Below are 13,420 nucleotides of genomic sequence, written 5' to 3' on the forward strand. Positions count from 1 at the left end.
CCTGTCACTTACCCAAGCAAAAACTGGAAAAGATTTCATCCAGCAAATTTTCTACATCGATTCGTCCAACTAGGAACTCGAGGCTTCGAATCGCAGTGCGCAATTCTTCCGCTGCCAGATCATAAACCTCTGGCCCCTGCTTGACGAGCAACGACGCTTGTTCCAACGCTTCGACGGCGGATTGCAGCGATGTACGATGTCTGGCACGCGATGTCAGGCCAACATGCGCAACCATTCCTGAAAATACGGCCTTAACGGCTTGTACTAGATCAGTCAAACCTGCGCCCGTGACACCAGAAACTCCGGTCCCGTCAGTTCGTAAATCCGCCTTTGGCGCGATCACTAAATCTTGGGGTAAAGGTTCCAAGGGCAACTCTGACGCATCATCGGTCAGGAACACACGCAAGTCAGCTTTCTTTGCACGCGATATTGCCCGCTTGATCCCGATAGATTCCACATGATCGTCGCTGTCCCGCAAACCAGCCGTATCCAGAAACGTTACCGGCAAACCATCCAGATCCATCCGCACTTCGATGACATCACGCGTTGTGCCCGCAAATTCTGAGGTAATTGCAGCGTCACGCCCCGCTAACGCATTGAGAAGTGTAGATTTTCCCACATTCGGAAGACCAACAATCGCCACTTCAAACCCGACGCGAACACGCTCGGACACATACGACCGCGATACCTCATCCGAGGCTTGCGCGATCACATCCGCAAGCAGATCGGACACCTCGGGGGCCACATCCACTGGCACGTCTTCATCGGCAAAATCTATTGTGACCTCTAAAAGAGACGCCGCGTGAATCAGCCGCCTACGCCAGTCTTCGACGACCTTGCTCAATGCGCCCTCAACGGTTTGCATCGCCTGTGCCCGCTGAAATTCGGTTTCGGCATCTATCAGATCTGCCAAACCCTCGACTTGAGCCAAGTCCATCTTTCCGTTTTCAAGAGCGCGGCGGGTAAACTCGCCCGGTTCGGCCAATCTTGCGCCATCGAACTGACCCAGAACAGTCAGCACCCTTTGGATGATCGCAATACTGCCATGCAAATGGAATTCTATCACGTCCTCGCCCGTGAAGCTGTGCGGGGCTGCAAAAGTCAGAACCAGAGCACGGTCCAGTAATTCACTATCCGCGCGCACCGCACGCACGGCAAAGCTTCCTGCGTCGGGAATGTCACCGCACAACTGCGCGCCAACACGGTGCGCCAATGGACCCGACACACGCACCACGGCCACGCCCGCGCGGCCCTGTGCAGTTGCAAGGGCGAAAATCGTATCCATCAGTCACGCCCCCAAGGGTCAGGTGTTCATGGAATCGAAGAAATCCGAGTTGGTCTTGGTCTGCTTCAACTTGGAAATCAGGAACTCGATTGCATCCGTCGTACCCATCGGGTTCAGAATACGGCGCAGAACAAAGGTTTTTGCCAGGTCAATCTTATCCACCAGCAGTTCTTCTTTTCGCGTCCCGGATTTCAAGATGTCAATGGCCGGGAACACGCGTTTGTCTGCAATCTTGCGATCCAGCACGATTTCCGAGTTACCCGTACCTTTGAATTCTTCAAAGATCACCTCGTCCATCCGGCTGCCGGTATCGATCAGAGCAGTGGCGATGATGGTCAGGCTACCGCCCTCTTCGATGTTGCGTGCCGCACCAAAGAAACGCTTGGGGCGTTGCAGCGCGTTGGCATCCACACCACCGGTCAGAACCTTGCCCGACGACGGCACGACGGTGTTGAACGCACGGCCCAGACGGGTGATCGAGTCCAACAGGATAACAACGTCACGCTTGTGTTCGACCAGACGCTTGGCCTTTTCAATAACCATTTCCGAAACGGCGACGTGACGCGTTGCAGGTTCGTCAAAGGTTGAACTGATAACTTCGCCCTTGACCGAACGCTGCATGTCGGTGACCTCTTCCGGCCGCTCATCAATCAGCAGAACAATCAGATAGCATTCGGGGTGATTGCGTTCGATGCTGTTGGCGATGTTTTGCAACAGCACTGTTTTACCTGTGCGCGGCGGTGCCACGATCAACGAACGCTGACCTTTACCAATGGGCGAAACCAGATCAATGATCCGCGCCGACCGGTCTTTGGTCGTGGGCTCGTCGGTTTCCATCGTCAGACGCTCATCGGGGTACAACGGCGTCAGGTTGTCAAAGGCAATCTTGTGACGCGCCTTTTCAGGGTCTTCAAAGTTGATGTTTGCCACATCTGTCAGCGCAAAATAGCGTTCGTCATTGTCAGGAGCACGAATTCCACCATCAATGGTATCACCGGTGCGCAGCGAATATTTACGGATCATTTCGGGCGAGACATAGATGTCATCGGGGCCGGACAGATAGTTCGCCTCGGGCGAGCGCAAAAATCCAAAACCGTCTTGCAGCACTTCCAACACGCCATCACCAGACACGTCCCAGCCTTCGTCCGCGCGTTCACGCAAGATTTGGAACATCATCTCGCCTTTGCGCATGGTCGAAGCATTCTCGATCTCAAGCTCTTCGGCCATCGCTAGCAGATCTTTGGGGCTATTGGCTTTCAACTCGGCCAGAGTCAGACATTCGTTTATCTCAGTTGTTTCGGTTGTCATGCAAACACGTAGCAGCCGGCACAAAACAGGCTGTCCTAAATCAAAATATATCGCTTGATGCGGTCCCCGAACGGGGTGCTTTATGTCAAATAGGCAAATGCGCTGTCTGAGTCAATGAATTCAGAACTTCACCACCACAGACAGCACAATCACAACCATCAGAACTGTTGGTAGCTCGTTCATCATCCGGTAGGTGCGACCAGTTTTCAGGCGCTTGCCCGCGACAAACTTGCGCCGTTGCCCTGCCAACCACATGTGGAATACGGTCATCGCCAGTACCGCGATCGCTTTGGTCCAGGGCCAGACCATGTCCCAATTTACTATCCCGGGTATCATCACCAAAAAGATACCAAAAAGCCAAGTCGATATCATCGCCGGGTTCATGATTACACGTAGAAGCTTGTCTTCCATGATTATGAACAAATCGTGGCTGGGGCCCTGCAGGCCTGCAGTCTCGATGTGATGGACAAACAGCCGTGGCAGGTAAAACAGCCCTGCCATCCACGCAATCACTGACATGATGTGCATTGCCTTGATGTAGGGATACCAGTTGCTCAGAATATCGGACATGGGGCCTCCTGCGCTCGGCTCCTTACTAATAATAAATATAAGAGAAAAGAAAGGTTGATGATTAAGTAGGGTCGTTGAATCCTGTGGATTATCATTCTGTGCACTGGTTTTTGCACAGGCGTAAAAGTTTATCCACCTCGGGAGTGGTATGAAGGGTATTAAAATTTTGTGATTTATATCAATGTATTAATAAAATGTGAGTTTATTCAAGGCCTGTGTAACTCTGTGGATAATTTCAAGAGAACTCAGATATCAACACCTTCGATTTTGTCCTTATGCATGGGGGTACAAATGAGGTGAAGACTGACAGAACCCGGGCGAAATTCGGGATTGAACCCCAAGCGTATAATTCTCACAAAAGGACCAACGCGCTGCACATGGTTTTCACACAAGGTTATCCACATGCCACAGGCTCTCATCCTCGCCTCGGGGTCGTCTATCCGGGCGCAAATGCTAACCCAAGCCGGTGTTCCCTTTGAGGTGATGAAACCACGGGTCGATGAAGAAAGCGTTAAAGCGGGTATGTTGGCCGAAGGGGCAAAGCCGCGCGATATCGCTGACAGTCTGGCCGAGATTAAAGCCCGTAAGATCAGTGACAAGGTGCCTGGGGTATTTGTTCTGGGCTGTGATCAGGTGCTGGACCATCGCGGCACCCTGTTGTCAAAACCCGAGACGCCTGAAGAGGCGGTTACCCAACTGAGTGCCCTACGCGGTGACACACACAGTCTGTTGTCAGCGTCGGTGATCTGCGAAGATGGGCAACCTATCTGGCGGCATATCGGTCAGGTTCGTGTGCGGATGCGTGATGCATCCGACGTCTACGTACGCGACTATGTTGACCGTAATTGGGACAGTATTCGCCACAGCGTCGGCGGATATAAGATCGAGGAAGAGGGCGTGCGTCTGATGGCCAGCATCGAAGGGGATTACTTTAGTGTGCTGGGTATGCCACTTTTGCAGCTTCTGGCCTTTCTTACAGTCCGAGGAGTTTTGAAGGCGTGACCGAGACAAAGATTCCATTGGCGGGCGTAATCGGTGCCCCCGTTGCTCATTCCAAATCGCCACAGCTACAGCGCCACTGGCTTAAGACGCTGGGGCTGAAGGGGCATTACGTTCCCATGCACGTCGAGCCAGATGATCTGGAAAACGTGTTGCGCACACTGCCCCAGATGGGGTTTGTCGGGGTGAACATCACCATTCCCCACAAAGAGGCCGTGTTACAGATCGCTGATCTGGTGACCGACCGCGCGACGCTGATCGGCGCGGCGAACACAATAATCTTTCGCAAGGATGGCAAGATTCAGGCTGATAATACAGATGGTTACGGGTTTCTGGAAAATCTTAAAACCGGTGCGCCAAACTGGGTTCCTCAATCCGGTCCCGCAGCTGTGATTGGTGCCGGTGGCGCGTCCCGCGCGGTCGTTGCGTCGCTGTTGGACGCAGGCGTGCCCGAGATCATGCTGACCAACCGCACCCGCGTGCGGTCGGAACGATTGGCCTCTGACTTTGGCAGCCGTGTACAGATCTATGACTGGGTGCAGGCGGGCAACATGCTGGATGATGCCGTGCTGACGGTAAACACATCATCACTGGGGATGATCGGCAAACCTGAAATGCGTATACCCTTGGACGGGTTGCGACACGGCACTGTTGCAACAGATCTGGTTTATACCCCGCTCAAGACCAGATTTCTTGCCACTGCCGAAGAACAAGGCTGTGTAGTGGTTGATGGCTTGGGCATGTTGCTGCATCAGGCCGTGCCTGGGTTCGAGCGGTGGTTTGGCCAGCGCCCAACGGTCGATAGTGCGGCACGGGCAGCGGCCCTGCGATGAGCTTTCGTTTGGGGCTGACCGGGTCCATTGGCATGGGCAAATCAACCACGGCGCAATTGTTCGCCGAAGCAGGGTGCGATGTGTGGGATGCCGATGTCGCCGTACACCGCATTTACGGCAAAGGCGGCAGTGCAGTCGAACCGATGCGCGCGCTTGAGCCGCGTGCAGTGATTGACGGCATGGTGTCGCGCCCATCCTTGCGCGCATTGATCGCCGAAGACCCTACATTGCTGGCGCGGATCGAGAAAATCGTGCATCCGCTTGTGGCACAAGACCGGAAAGAGTTTGTCGACGCGGCGCGGTCCGACATTTTGGTATTCGACATTCCGCTGCTGTTTGAAACCGGCGGAAACAAGGCGATGGATGCGGTTGTATGTGTCTCTGTTCCGGCGGAAATACAACAAAAGCGCGTGCTGGACCGTGGTACAATGACACTTGAGCAATTCGAGCAGATCAAAGCGAAACAAATGCCAAACGATGACAAAGTGGCACAGTCCGACTATGTTGTGATCACCGATACGATGGACCACGCCCGCGCGCAGGTGCAGGCCATCGTAAACACCATCAAGGCAGGCTTATCCGATGCGTGAGATCGTTCTGGACACCGAAACAACCGGATTTGACCCGTTCACCGGTGACCGTATCGTCGAGATCGGCGCGGTCGAGTTGATGGGCCACATGGCCACGGGCAAGACCTATCATCAATACATCAACCCGGAACGCGGAATGCCGGACGAAGCGTTTCAGGTACACGGGCTGGGCGACGACTTTCTGCGCGACAAGCCGAAGTTCGCATCCATCGGTCAGGCCTTTCTGGACTTTATCGGCGATGCAAAACTGGTGATCCACAACGCTGCCTTTGATATGAAGTTTCTAAATGCCGAGTTAAAGTGGATGAACCTGCCGGAAATTCCCTATGACCGCGCCATTGATACGCTTGAAATCGCCCGCAAGCGGTTTCCCGGCTCGCCCGCATCACTGGATGCGTTGTGCCGCCGTTTTGGCATCGACAACGGGGCGCGCACGCTGCACGGCGCTTTGCTGGACAGTGAAATTCTGGCCGAGGTTTATCTTGAACTGATTGGTGGCCGGCAGCCTGATTTCGGCCTGTCCACCGGTAATTCGCAAAAGTCGGAAACCGACCTGCCCGACTGGACACCTCAGCCGCGCCCGACCGCCATGCCGTCCCTTCTGACCGAAGAAGAGGCACAGGCCCATGCCACGTTTATCGAAAAAATGGGTGACGCAACCCTGTGGGCAAAGGGCTGAAGGCCGCCTAGCGGCCTCCAGCTTTCATTAGATCAAGCGTCGGCTTTGGGCGGGTTTTCTGCCTGACGACGCGCGATTTCATTGCGGTACATTGCGATAAAGTCGATGTTTTCCAGATTCAGCGGCGGGAAACCACCGTCGCGGGTGATGTCGCTGACAACACGGCGTAAAAACGGGAAGATCATGCGCGGGCACTCGATCAGCAAGAACGGGTGCATCTGGTCTTCGGGCACGTTTTCGATGTGAAAGATCCCGACATAGTCGATTTCCAGCACGAACAGTGTGGCGTCGCCGTCTTTGACCTTGGATGTGACGTTCAGTTTGATCGCGGATTCATACTGGTTGTCAGTGCTGCGCTTTTTGGCATCAAGGTTCACCTGAACCTGCACATCGGGCTGCACATCCTGCGGCGCGCCCTTTTGTGCCATGATGTTCTCGAACGACATGTCGCGAATGAACTGGCCCAAGATGCGCATAGATGGTTGCGCCTGTTGCTGTGGTGCCTGACCGTCTGTTTCAGCCATTGGAGTCTCCCATTAAATAGCGTTTTTCACGCTTTAGCAGGTTGCCGGGCGGTGCTCAATGCCGGGCCTTATGGCTTGGTCCAGCCTGACGGGCCTTGGGGTTCATCCGTTTCGGGGGTGACGTCCTGATAATCGGCGTCAATCACATCGGGACGGTCGGGATGGCGTCGAGATTGCTGCGGACCGGTTGCAAAAGCTGACACGTTGATCCGGCTGCGCATGGTCTGAAACATCCACGACCGTACCTGCGGGATCATCAACGAAAAGCCCAAAGCGTCGGTGAAGAATCCCGGTGTCAGCAACAGGGCGCCGGCAAACAGGATCATTGCGCCGTGAACAAGCGGTTCGGTTGGATCGGTCAGTTCGTTCACCGACGACCGAAGCTTTTCAATCGTTCGCAACCCTTGCTGGCGCACCAGATAGGTCCCCAGAATGGCTGTCGCGATGACGATAAACAGGGTCCAGCCCAGCCCAATGGCACCACCGATCTGGACAAAAAGCGTAATCTCGATCAGTGGCACAGCGAGAAATGCCAAAAACAACCACATACAAACGATCCTTTCCTGTTGGCGCGGTGGACTTGATGCGCCTCAGCCCCTACATAATGTCCAACACTGCGGGTTACCACTTCTCCGCCTGAATGAGGTTATTTCAATGCAAGCGCCCCTTATCCAACTGTTGGTTCTGGCCGGCATCGCCATTTTCCTGATCCTGCGCCTGAAAAGCGTTCTGGGCACGCGTGAAGGCTTTGAAAAGCCGCCTGTGACCAAACAATCGTCAGATGCCAAGCGCCCCGAATTCGAAGTGATCGAAGGCGGGCCCGACCTGGATATCACCGATCACGTCCCCGAAGACAGTGATGCTGCCAAAGCACTGGCGGGGATGAAGCGGATCGAGCCGTCGTTCAACGTCTCTGATTTCCTTGGCGGCGCGCGCGGTGCTTATGAAATGATCGTTCTGGGCTATGAAAAGGGCGAACTGGCGCAGATTCAGCCCTTCCTGTCCGAAGAGGTCTATGAGAGTTTTGTCGACGGCGTGGCCGCGCGCGAAGATCAGGGTCTGACCATCGACGTGAACTTTATCGGCATCAGCGAAGTCAGGCTGACTGATGCCACCTTTGACGCTGACACCAACGAGGCCGAGTTGACCATTCGCTTTGTCGCTGAACTGACCTCTGCCGTGCGTGACAAGGGCGGCGATATCGTGGAAGGCAGTACAACCGAAATCAAACGCCAGAAGGACACTTGGGCCTTTGCGCGGACAATGGGTTCGGATGATCCAAATTGGCTGCTGGTTTCCACAGACGCGTGATCTGGCGGTGTGTTGTTGCCGGTATCCTTATGGGGGCGGCGATGACACAACCGGCTCAGTCTGAAACACGGGTGCAGGTTACAGGCTTTGACCAGCTTGACGGCTGGGACACCGATGACCACGCCGCTGCCATGGCTGTTTTCAGAAACACCTGCCACGATTTGAATGAACCGGACTGGCGCGCCCTGTGCGCCTTTGCCGCGCAAAACCCCGAACCCCGAACATTCTTTGAGCTTCTGTTTCGCCCCGTGCTGATCGAAGACGGGAAGGACGGGCTGTTCACCGGCTATTTTGAACCCGAACTTGACGGATCGCGGCAGCAAACACCGCGCTTTCGCTATCCGGTGTATTCCATGCCACCCGAGGCACGCGTGACCCGTCCGTGGCTGACCCGTCGTGATATTCTTGATGGTGACACGATGTCCGGGCGCGGTCTGGAAATCGCGTGGGTCGATGACCCAGTTGAATTGTTCTTTCTGCAAATTCAGGGTTCTGGGCGGATTCGTCTGCCTGATGGCACGTTCCTGCGCGTGGGGTATGAGGGATCGAACGGGCATGATTACAGCTCGATTGGAGCGGAACTGGTCCGGCGCGGCACCTACACCGCCCATCAGGTCAGCGCCGATGTGATCAAGAGCTGGGTGCGCCGCAATCCGGATACAGGACGTGAACTGCTGTATCACAACGACTCTTATGTCTTTTTTCGCGAGGTCAGCGAAGTGCCCGCCGACCGCGGCCCGCTGGGTGCAATGAACCGTTCGATCACTACGATGCGGTCGATTGCTGTCGATCCGTCATTTGTGCCGCTGGGCGCACCGGTGTGGATCGAAAAGGATGGCAAGCTGCCGCTGCGCCGTCTGATGATCGCGCAAGACACCGGATCGGCGATCAAGGGCGCACAGCGCGCCGATGTGTTCTTTGGCACCGGTGACAAGGCGGGGCGTGCTGCGGGGCGGTTGCGTGATCCCGGACGCATGTATGTGCTGCTGCCGATTCAGCGCGCCTATGCCATGCTGCCCGAAAGCGCGATATGACCCGCCGGCGTCTTCGACCGGACGAGCTTGAGTTGTGGCGCAAGGTTACCGAAAAGGCCGAAAGGCTGGACACCGGTGCGGCGATGAAGCAAGCGCTTGAGGTTACGCGGGCGGACCCACCACAGCCGCGCGTCACCCCCCGTTTCGAGACATTGCCGAAGCCCGCAGTTTCCAAAGGTCAGCCGGCGATCACCCGCGACGTGTTGCACCCCTTGGCCGAGCGTTTGTCAAAGGCGCAGGTCCAGATGGACCGCAAAGCCTTTGACCAGATGAGACGCGGCAAGCTGAAACCAGAGGGTCGCATCGACCTGCACGGTATGACGCTGGATCACGCGCATCCGGCGCTGACGCGGTTTATTCTGTCATCGCAGGCGTCGGGAAAACGGCTGGTTCTGGTGATCACAGGCAAGGGCAAATCCCGGGATGAAGGTGGCCCGATCCCCGTCCGTTTTGGCGTGTTGCGTCATCAGGTGCCCCAGTGGTTGTCGATGGCGCCATTGGCGCAGGCGGTGTTGCAGATCACCCCCGCCAATATCCGCCACGGCGGCACGGGTGCCTACTACGTTTATTTGCGCAAGAGACGCTAGGCCATATCGGCGCGGCTGCGGACAATTCCCAGCCCGACCATCGTCGAGGTAAAGATAAAATAGGCTGCGATTCCAAGATATTGCACACTCAGGGTCACACCTGCGTCGATCATCATGCCGGTGATGCCTGGCCCGATGGCGGACCCTAGCACCATGACGGCAGCCGCCATCGCTTTGATCGAACCGATGTGACGCGTGCCGTAATACTCGGCCCAGAACGCGTTGGGCAGGGTCGAGTTGGCCCCCGTAGTCATGGACAGAAAGAAGAACCCCGTAACCATTGGCACAATCCCTTGCCCCAGCCCGAACAGCGTGAATGCGACAACCATCGGCAGTTGATAGAATGGAAGCAGGCGCGCGGTGCCAAAACGGTCCAGCGCCCAGCCGGATACGATCAAAAACCCGATAGAGCATAGCGTGTAAACGGGAAACAGCGCCACCAGCGACAGATGTGTGATGCTTTTGACTTCGGCAAAGTGGACCTGATGGAAGAAAAAGGCGGTGTTGAATGCCGATGGACCTAGCAGCGCGGGAAACATGCACCAGAACAACGGATGGCGCAGCGCCTGCATCCGCGTCCAGTGCTGCCCACGCATTCCGAAGCTGGCGTTTTCCTCGGCCATCGACTGGGGCATGCGTTCAGTGCGCAGCAGGCTTAGCAGTACCGGCACCCCGATTACCGCGACCACAGCCGCCGCAACCCACAAAAGCCGCCAGTCCATCACGGTCATCAGAGCCACGAACGACAAAGGCAACAGCGCCTCGCCCACCGAAAATCCCAGACTTGCCAACGCCAGCGCGCGGCCCCGCGTGGCGACAAACCAACGCGCCATTGCCACGATTGCAATGTGGCTGGTCATACCCTGCCCCATCAGCCGCAGCGCAAAGATCACCACAGGCAGCGCCCATAAAAAAGGGTTGGCCGCCATCATCAAACAGGACGCCGCCAGCAGCATCAGCACACCCGCGCCCAGATGCCGCGCGCGGAATCGGTCGGTCAGACCACCGGCCCAGATCATCACGATCGCCGACGCCGTGGTGCCCAGCGAATAAATCCCGCCCCATCCCCCGTGGCTAAGGCCAAAGGCCCCCTGAATTTCCGCCGCGAAGATCGAGATAAAAAATGTCTGCCCAAAGGATGACAACAGCGTCAGCAACGCTCCCGCGCCCAACCAGCGCGCATTACCTGCAATGAATTCGGTCAGCGGTTGCGGCCCCGCCAGTGGATCAATCCGCATCATTTGTCTGGCAACCGCACAGTCAGTTCGGACGCATTGCCATAAACCCGCCGTGTCCCCGGCAAAGACAGGCCGACACCGCTGCGGCCACGCACAAATCCGCTGTCCAGACGTCCGATATTACTCAAAAGCGCACCCAGCGCTGGCGATCCTGCAGTCACGAAGTGATCACCGCTCTGGCGGTCTTCGAAAGCGCTGACATCAATGACTTGAACCGGCATATCGCCAAGGTCAGCGATTGAACTGAGGTTACCCAGCTGTACCTTTTCACCGCGCATACGTGCCGACAGCTTCAGCACGATATCGCGTTTGGACACAAAGATCAGAAATGGCTGGGGCAGCTTTTCAAAAGCGCGAACTTGGGAGCGAAACACATCCACGTTCAAATCTGGCGACAGCAATACGACGCCTGCGATGTTTCTGGATGTCCAGCCGGGCTGCGCGATTTCGATCTGGCGCATGGTCTCCATCAACAATGCGCTGCCCATCGAGTGGGCCACCAGAATGATCCGTTCGGTGCCTGCGCGCTGCACATTGTAAAGCAGTTCTTGCAGTCCGTCGCGCGCAAACAGGGCGCTGTCGGCATCGTATTGATAGCCCAGCGGATTGCCACGGCTGGGCCATGCGTAGGACACAAAAGACCCCGGCAGTTTCAGGTCATTGGCCATCTGCGCCACACGGAACACCGAGTCGGCAAAGCTGTTGTTGAACCCGTGCACAAACACCGTCACTTCACGTTCCGGCGCGTTCACTTTCTTGATCTCAAGGTTCAACGCGTTGCGAAATTGGTCCGGCGTGCCAAAGTCGTGGCGCTGGGCGATTACGAAATCACGATCCGGTTTCGGCTTGTCCAAGCCGTCCGAGATTTTGCCAAACTTGTGGTCAGGCGGGATGGATACCTTGACCTGCAAAAGGCTGAGATTTGAGGAACGTTTTATGCTGAACGTGCCTGGTGGGTCTTCTGCGCGAGTTGTGCCGACAAAGACGTTGCGAATGGTGCCGATGTCCAAGGCTGCGGGCACGACAGGCGACGCCACGCGGTCCGCACAGGCGGACAACAACATCACAAAAATGATCAGAAATCGCAGCACCCGAACCCACCCTTTGGGCCAACCTAGGCTGAAACCCAAAGGGTGGGAAGGGCTGCAATTTTGAGGTTACAAAACGTAACGGCTGATGTCTGGTGATGCCAGAAGTTGGCCAAGATTTGCGTCGACGAATTCGGCGTTCACCACAATCTTTTCGCCTGCGCGATCTGGCGCTGTGAACGACAGTTCCTCGAACACACGTTCCAGCACCGTATACAGCCGCCGTGCGCCAATGTTTTCGACCGTGGCGTTCACCTCGGCGGCGATGCTGGCCAGCGCCTTGATGCCATCCTCGGTGAAACTGACGGTCAGATCCTCGGTGCCCATCAGCGCGGTATACTGCCGTGTCAGCGCATTGTCGGTCTCGGTCAGGATGCGGACAAAATCTCGTTCGGTCAGCGCCCGCAACTCCACGCGGATCGGCAGACGGCCTTGCAATTCCGGCAGCAGGTCCGAAGGTTTCGAGACGTGGAAGGCACCGGATGCGATAAACAGGATGTGGTCGGTTTTCACCGGTCCGTGTTTGGTGCTGACGGTCGTGCCCTCGATCAGCGGCAGCAGATCGCGCTGCACGCCTTCACGACTGACATCGGCACCGCGCGCGTCCGAGCGGGCGCAGACCTTGTCGATCTCGTCTAGAAACACGATGCCGCTGTTTTCGACCGAGGCGACAGCCGCTTTGTTCACGATCTCGTCGTCCAACAGCTTGTCGGCCTCTTCTCCGACCAGAACCTCGTAGCTTTGCGCGACGGTCAGCTTTTTGCGCACAGTACGCCCGCCCATCGCCTTGCCGAAGATATCGCCCAGGTTGATCATGCTGGCACCGCCGGGCTGGCCGGGGATATCCATTCCGCCAAAGGGATTCGACGTGTCGGCAATTTCGAGCTCGATCACTGTATCGTCCAGATCTCCCGACTTCAGCTTTTTGCGGAACATATCGCGGGTGCCATCGCGTGCATCGGTGCCTGCGATGGCGTCGATTACGCGCTCTTCGGCAGCGGCACGGGCCTTGGTCTTGACGTCCTCGCGCATGTGTTCGCGGGTCATGACGATGGCGCTATCGACCAGATCGCGGATGATCTGTTCGACATCGCGCCCGACATAACCGACTTCGGTAAACTTGGTCGCCTCGACCTTGAGGAACGGCGCGCGGGCCAGTTTCGCCAGGCGGCGGCTGATCTCGGTTTTGCCGACGCCGGTGGGCCCGATCATCAGGATGTTTTTGGGATAGACTTCATCACGCAGATCGTCAGCCAATTGCTTGCGTCGCCAGCGGTTGCGCAGGGCGACCGCAACGGCGCGCTTTGCGTCATTCTGGCCGATGATAAACCGGTCGAGTTCGCTTACGATTTCGCGGGGTGTCAGGTTTGTCAT

15 protein-coding genes are annotated in these 13,420 nt (G+C 56.5%); 7 read left to right on the forward strand and 8 right to left on the reverse strand.

Features of this window, described 5'->3' with window-relative positions; all coding sequences use genetic code 11:
- Nucleotides 1-4 precede the first annotated feature (4 nt).
- The 3 genes from mnmE to SULPSESMR1_RS15740 form a co-directional block, all read right to left on the reverse strand.
- Nucleotides 5-1,285, reverse strand: coding sequence for a tRNA uridine-5-carboxymethylaminomethyl(34) synthesis GTPase MnmE (mnmE, locus tag SULPSESMR1_RS15730; protein WP_089421721.1), 1,281 nt, complete (start codon nucleotides 1,283-1,285; stop codon nucleotides 5-7).
- 18 nt (nucleotides 1,286-1,303) lie between these two features.
- Nucleotides 1,304-2,593 (reverse strand): transcription termination factor Rho, encoded by a 1,290-nt coding sequence (gene rho, locus SULPSESMR1_RS15735; protein WP_089421722.1) that lies wholly within the window; start codon nucleotides 2,591-2,593, stop codon nucleotides 1,304-1,306.
- 120 nt (nucleotides 2,594-2,713) lie between these two features.
- Nucleotides 2,714-3,163: a CopD family protein gene (locus SULPSESMR1_RS15740; RefSeq protein WP_089421723.1), complete on the reverse strand. Its 450-nt coding sequence runs from the start codon at nucleotides 3,161-3,163 to the stop codon at nucleotides 2,714-2,716.
- 402 nt (nucleotides 3,164-3,565) lie between these two features.
- Between SULPSESMR1_RS15740 and SULPSESMR1_RS15745 the strand changes: the two genes are divergently transcribed.
- From SULPSESMR1_RS15745 to dnaQ, 4 genes are read left to right on the forward strand one after another with little or no spacing between them, the layout of a single operon-like run.
- Entirely contained in the window at nucleotides 3,566-4,165 is a 600-nt protein-coding gene (locus SULPSESMR1_RS15745; protein WP_089421724.1) for a Maf family protein, read from the forward strand.
- On the forward strand, nucleotides 4,162-4,995 hold the full coding sequence (locus tag SULPSESMR1_RS15750; RefSeq protein ID WP_089421725.1) for a shikimate dehydrogenase: 834 nt from the start codon (nucleotides 4,162-4,164) through the stop codon (nucleotides 4,993-4,995). Before SULPSESMR1_RS15745 ends, SULPSESMR1_RS15750 begins: the two co-directional genes overlap by 4 nt.
- Nucleotides 4,992-5,585, forward strand: a complete 594-nt coding sequence (gene coaE, locus SULPSESMR1_RS15755) for a dephospho-CoA kinase (RefSeq protein ID WP_089421726.1) — start codon at nucleotides 4,992-4,994, stop codon at nucleotides 5,583-5,585. The genes SULPSESMR1_RS15750 and coaE overlap by 4 nt, the downstream gene beginning before the upstream one ends.
- Nucleotides 5,578-6,264, forward strand: coding sequence for a DNA polymerase III subunit epsilon (gene dnaQ, locus SULPSESMR1_RS15760; protein WP_089421727.1), 687 nt, complete (start codon nucleotides 5,578-5,580; stop codon nucleotides 6,262-6,264). The genes coaE and dnaQ overlap by 8 nt, the downstream gene beginning before the upstream one ends.
- 32 nt (nucleotides 6,265-6,296) lie before the next feature.
- Here the strand turns inward: dnaQ and secB are convergent, their stop codons facing one another.
- On the reverse strand, nucleotides 6,297-6,788 hold the full coding sequence (secB, locus tag SULPSESMR1_RS15765; RefSeq protein ID WP_089421728.1) for a protein-export chaperone SecB: 492 nt from the start codon (nucleotides 6,786-6,788) through the stop codon (nucleotides 6,297-6,299).
- Nucleotides 6,789-6,856: 68 nt separating this feature from the next.
- Nucleotides 6,857-7,336, reverse strand: a complete 480-nt coding sequence (locus SULPSESMR1_RS15770; protein WP_089421729.1) for an FxsA family protein — start codon at nucleotides 7,334-7,336, stop codon at nucleotides 6,857-6,859.
- 106 nt (nucleotides 7,337-7,442) lie between these two features.
- On the opposite strand from SULPSESMR1_RS15770, the gene SULPSESMR1_RS15775 reads away from it, so the two are divergent.
- Genes SULPSESMR1_RS15775 through SULPSESMR1_RS15785 form a run of 3 tightly spaced genes read left to right on the forward strand, consistent with a single transcriptional unit; the run spans nucleotide 7,443 to nucleotide 9,720 of the window.
- Nucleotides 7,443-8,099: a Tim44/TimA family putative adaptor protein gene (locus tag SULPSESMR1_RS15775; RefSeq protein ID WP_089421730.1), complete on the forward strand. Its 657-nt coding sequence runs from the start codon at nucleotides 7,443-7,445 to the stop codon at nucleotides 8,097-8,099.
- 41 nt (nucleotides 8,100-8,140) lie between these two features.
- Nucleotides 8,141-9,133: a murein transglycosylase A gene (mltA, locus tag SULPSESMR1_RS15780; RefSeq protein ID WP_240311430.1), complete on the forward strand. Its 993-nt coding sequence runs from the start codon at nucleotides 8,141-8,143 to the stop codon at nucleotides 9,131-9,133.
- Nucleotides 9,130-9,720, forward strand: a complete 591-nt coding sequence (locus SULPSESMR1_RS15785) for a Smr/MutS family protein (protein WP_089421731.1) — start codon at nucleotides 9,130-9,132, stop codon at nucleotides 9,718-9,720. Before mltA ends, SULPSESMR1_RS15785 begins: the two co-directional genes overlap by 4 nt.
- Here the strand turns inward: SULPSESMR1_RS15785 and SULPSESMR1_RS15790 are convergent.
- The 3 genes from SULPSESMR1_RS15790 to hslU all read right to left on the reverse strand — a co-directional run bounded on the left by SULPSESMR1_RS15790 (nucleotide 9,717) and on the right by hslU (nucleotide 13,420).
- Nucleotides 9,717-10,958 carry an MFS transporter gene (locus tag SULPSESMR1_RS15790; protein ID WP_198362810.1) on the reverse strand — a complete coding sequence of 414 codons (1,242 nt, stop codon included), beginning with the start codon at nucleotides 10,956-10,958 and terminating at the stop codon, nucleotides 9,717-9,719. The two genes, SULPSESMR1_RS15785 and SULPSESMR1_RS15790, sit on opposite strands and share 4 nt — an antisense overlap.
- Nucleotides 10,958-12,049: an alpha/beta hydrolase gene (locus SULPSESMR1_RS15795; protein WP_089421732.1), complete on the reverse strand. Its 1,092-nt coding sequence runs from the start codon at nucleotides 12,047-12,049 to the stop codon at nucleotides 10,958-10,960. The genes SULPSESMR1_RS15790 and SULPSESMR1_RS15795 overlap by 1 nt, the downstream gene beginning before the upstream one ends.
- Nucleotides 12,050-12,115: 66 nt before the next feature.
- Nucleotides 12,116-13,420, reverse strand: a complete 1,305-nt coding sequence (gene hslU / locus SULPSESMR1_RS15800; protein WP_089421733.1) for an ATP-dependent protease ATPase subunit HslU — start codon at nucleotides 13,418-13,420, stop codon at nucleotides 12,116-12,118.

It is taken from the genome of Pseudosulfitobacter pseudonitzschiae (genome assembly GCF_002222635.1).
GTDB classification, from domain to species: domain Bacteria; phylum Pseudomonadota; class Alphaproteobacteria; order Rhodobacterales; family Rhodobacteraceae; genus Pseudosulfitobacter; species Pseudosulfitobacter pseudonitzschiae_A.

Excerpts from the sequence above, each read along its gene's own strand:
- SULPSESMR1_RS15740 (WP_089421723.1), bottom strand. The coding sequence starts at position 3,163 with ATGTCCGATATTCTGAGCAACTGGTATCCCTACATCAAGGCAATGCAC.
- dnaQ (WP_089421727.1), top strand. The coding sequence starts at position 5,578 with ATGCGTGAGATCGTTCTGGACACCGAAACAACCGGATTTGACCCGTTC.
- SULPSESMR1_RS15790 (WP_198362810.1), bottom strand. The coding sequence starts at position 10,958 with ATGCGGATTGATCCACTGGCGGGGCCGCAACCGCTGACCGAATTCATT.
- mltA (WP_240311430.1), top strand. The coding sequence starts at position 8,141 with ATGACACAACCGGCTCAGTCTGAAACACGGGTGCAGGTTACAGGCTTT.
- SULPSESMR1_RS15785 (WP_089421731.1), top strand. The coding sequence starts at position 9,130 with ATGACCCGCCGGCGTCTTCGACCGGACGAGCTTGAGTTGTGGCGCAAG.
- hslU (WP_089421733.1), bottom strand. The coding sequence starts at position 13,420 with ATGACAAACCTGACACCCCGCGAAATCGTAAGCGAACTCGACCGGTTT.
- SULPSESMR1_RS15745 (WP_089421724.1), top strand. The coding sequence starts at position 3,566 with ATGCCACAGGCTCTCATCCTCGCCTCGGGGTCGTCTATCCGGGCGCAA.
- rho (WP_089421722.1), bottom strand. The coding sequence starts at position 2,593 with ATGACAACCGAAACAACTGAGATAAACGAATGTCTGACTCTGGCCGAG.
- SULPSESMR1_RS15775 (WP_089421730.1), top strand. The coding sequence starts at position 7,443 with ATGCAAGCGCCCCTTATCCAACTGTTGGTTCTGGCCGGCATCGCCATT.
- coaE (WP_089421726.1), top strand. The coding sequence starts at position 4,992 with ATGAGCTTTCGTTTGGGGCTGACCGGGTCCATTGGCATGGGCAAATCA.
- secB (WP_089421728.1), bottom strand. The coding sequence starts at position 6,788 with ATGGCTGAAACAGACGGTCAGGCACCACAGCAACAGGCGCAACCATCT.
- SULPSESMR1_RS15770 (WP_089421729.1), bottom strand. The coding sequence starts at position 7,336 with ATGTGGTTGTTTTTGGCATTTCTCGCTGTGCCACTGATCGAGATTACG.
- mnmE (WP_089421721.1), bottom strand. The coding sequence starts at position 1,285 with ATGGATACGATTTTCGCCCTTGCAACTGCACAGGGCCGCGCGGGCGTG.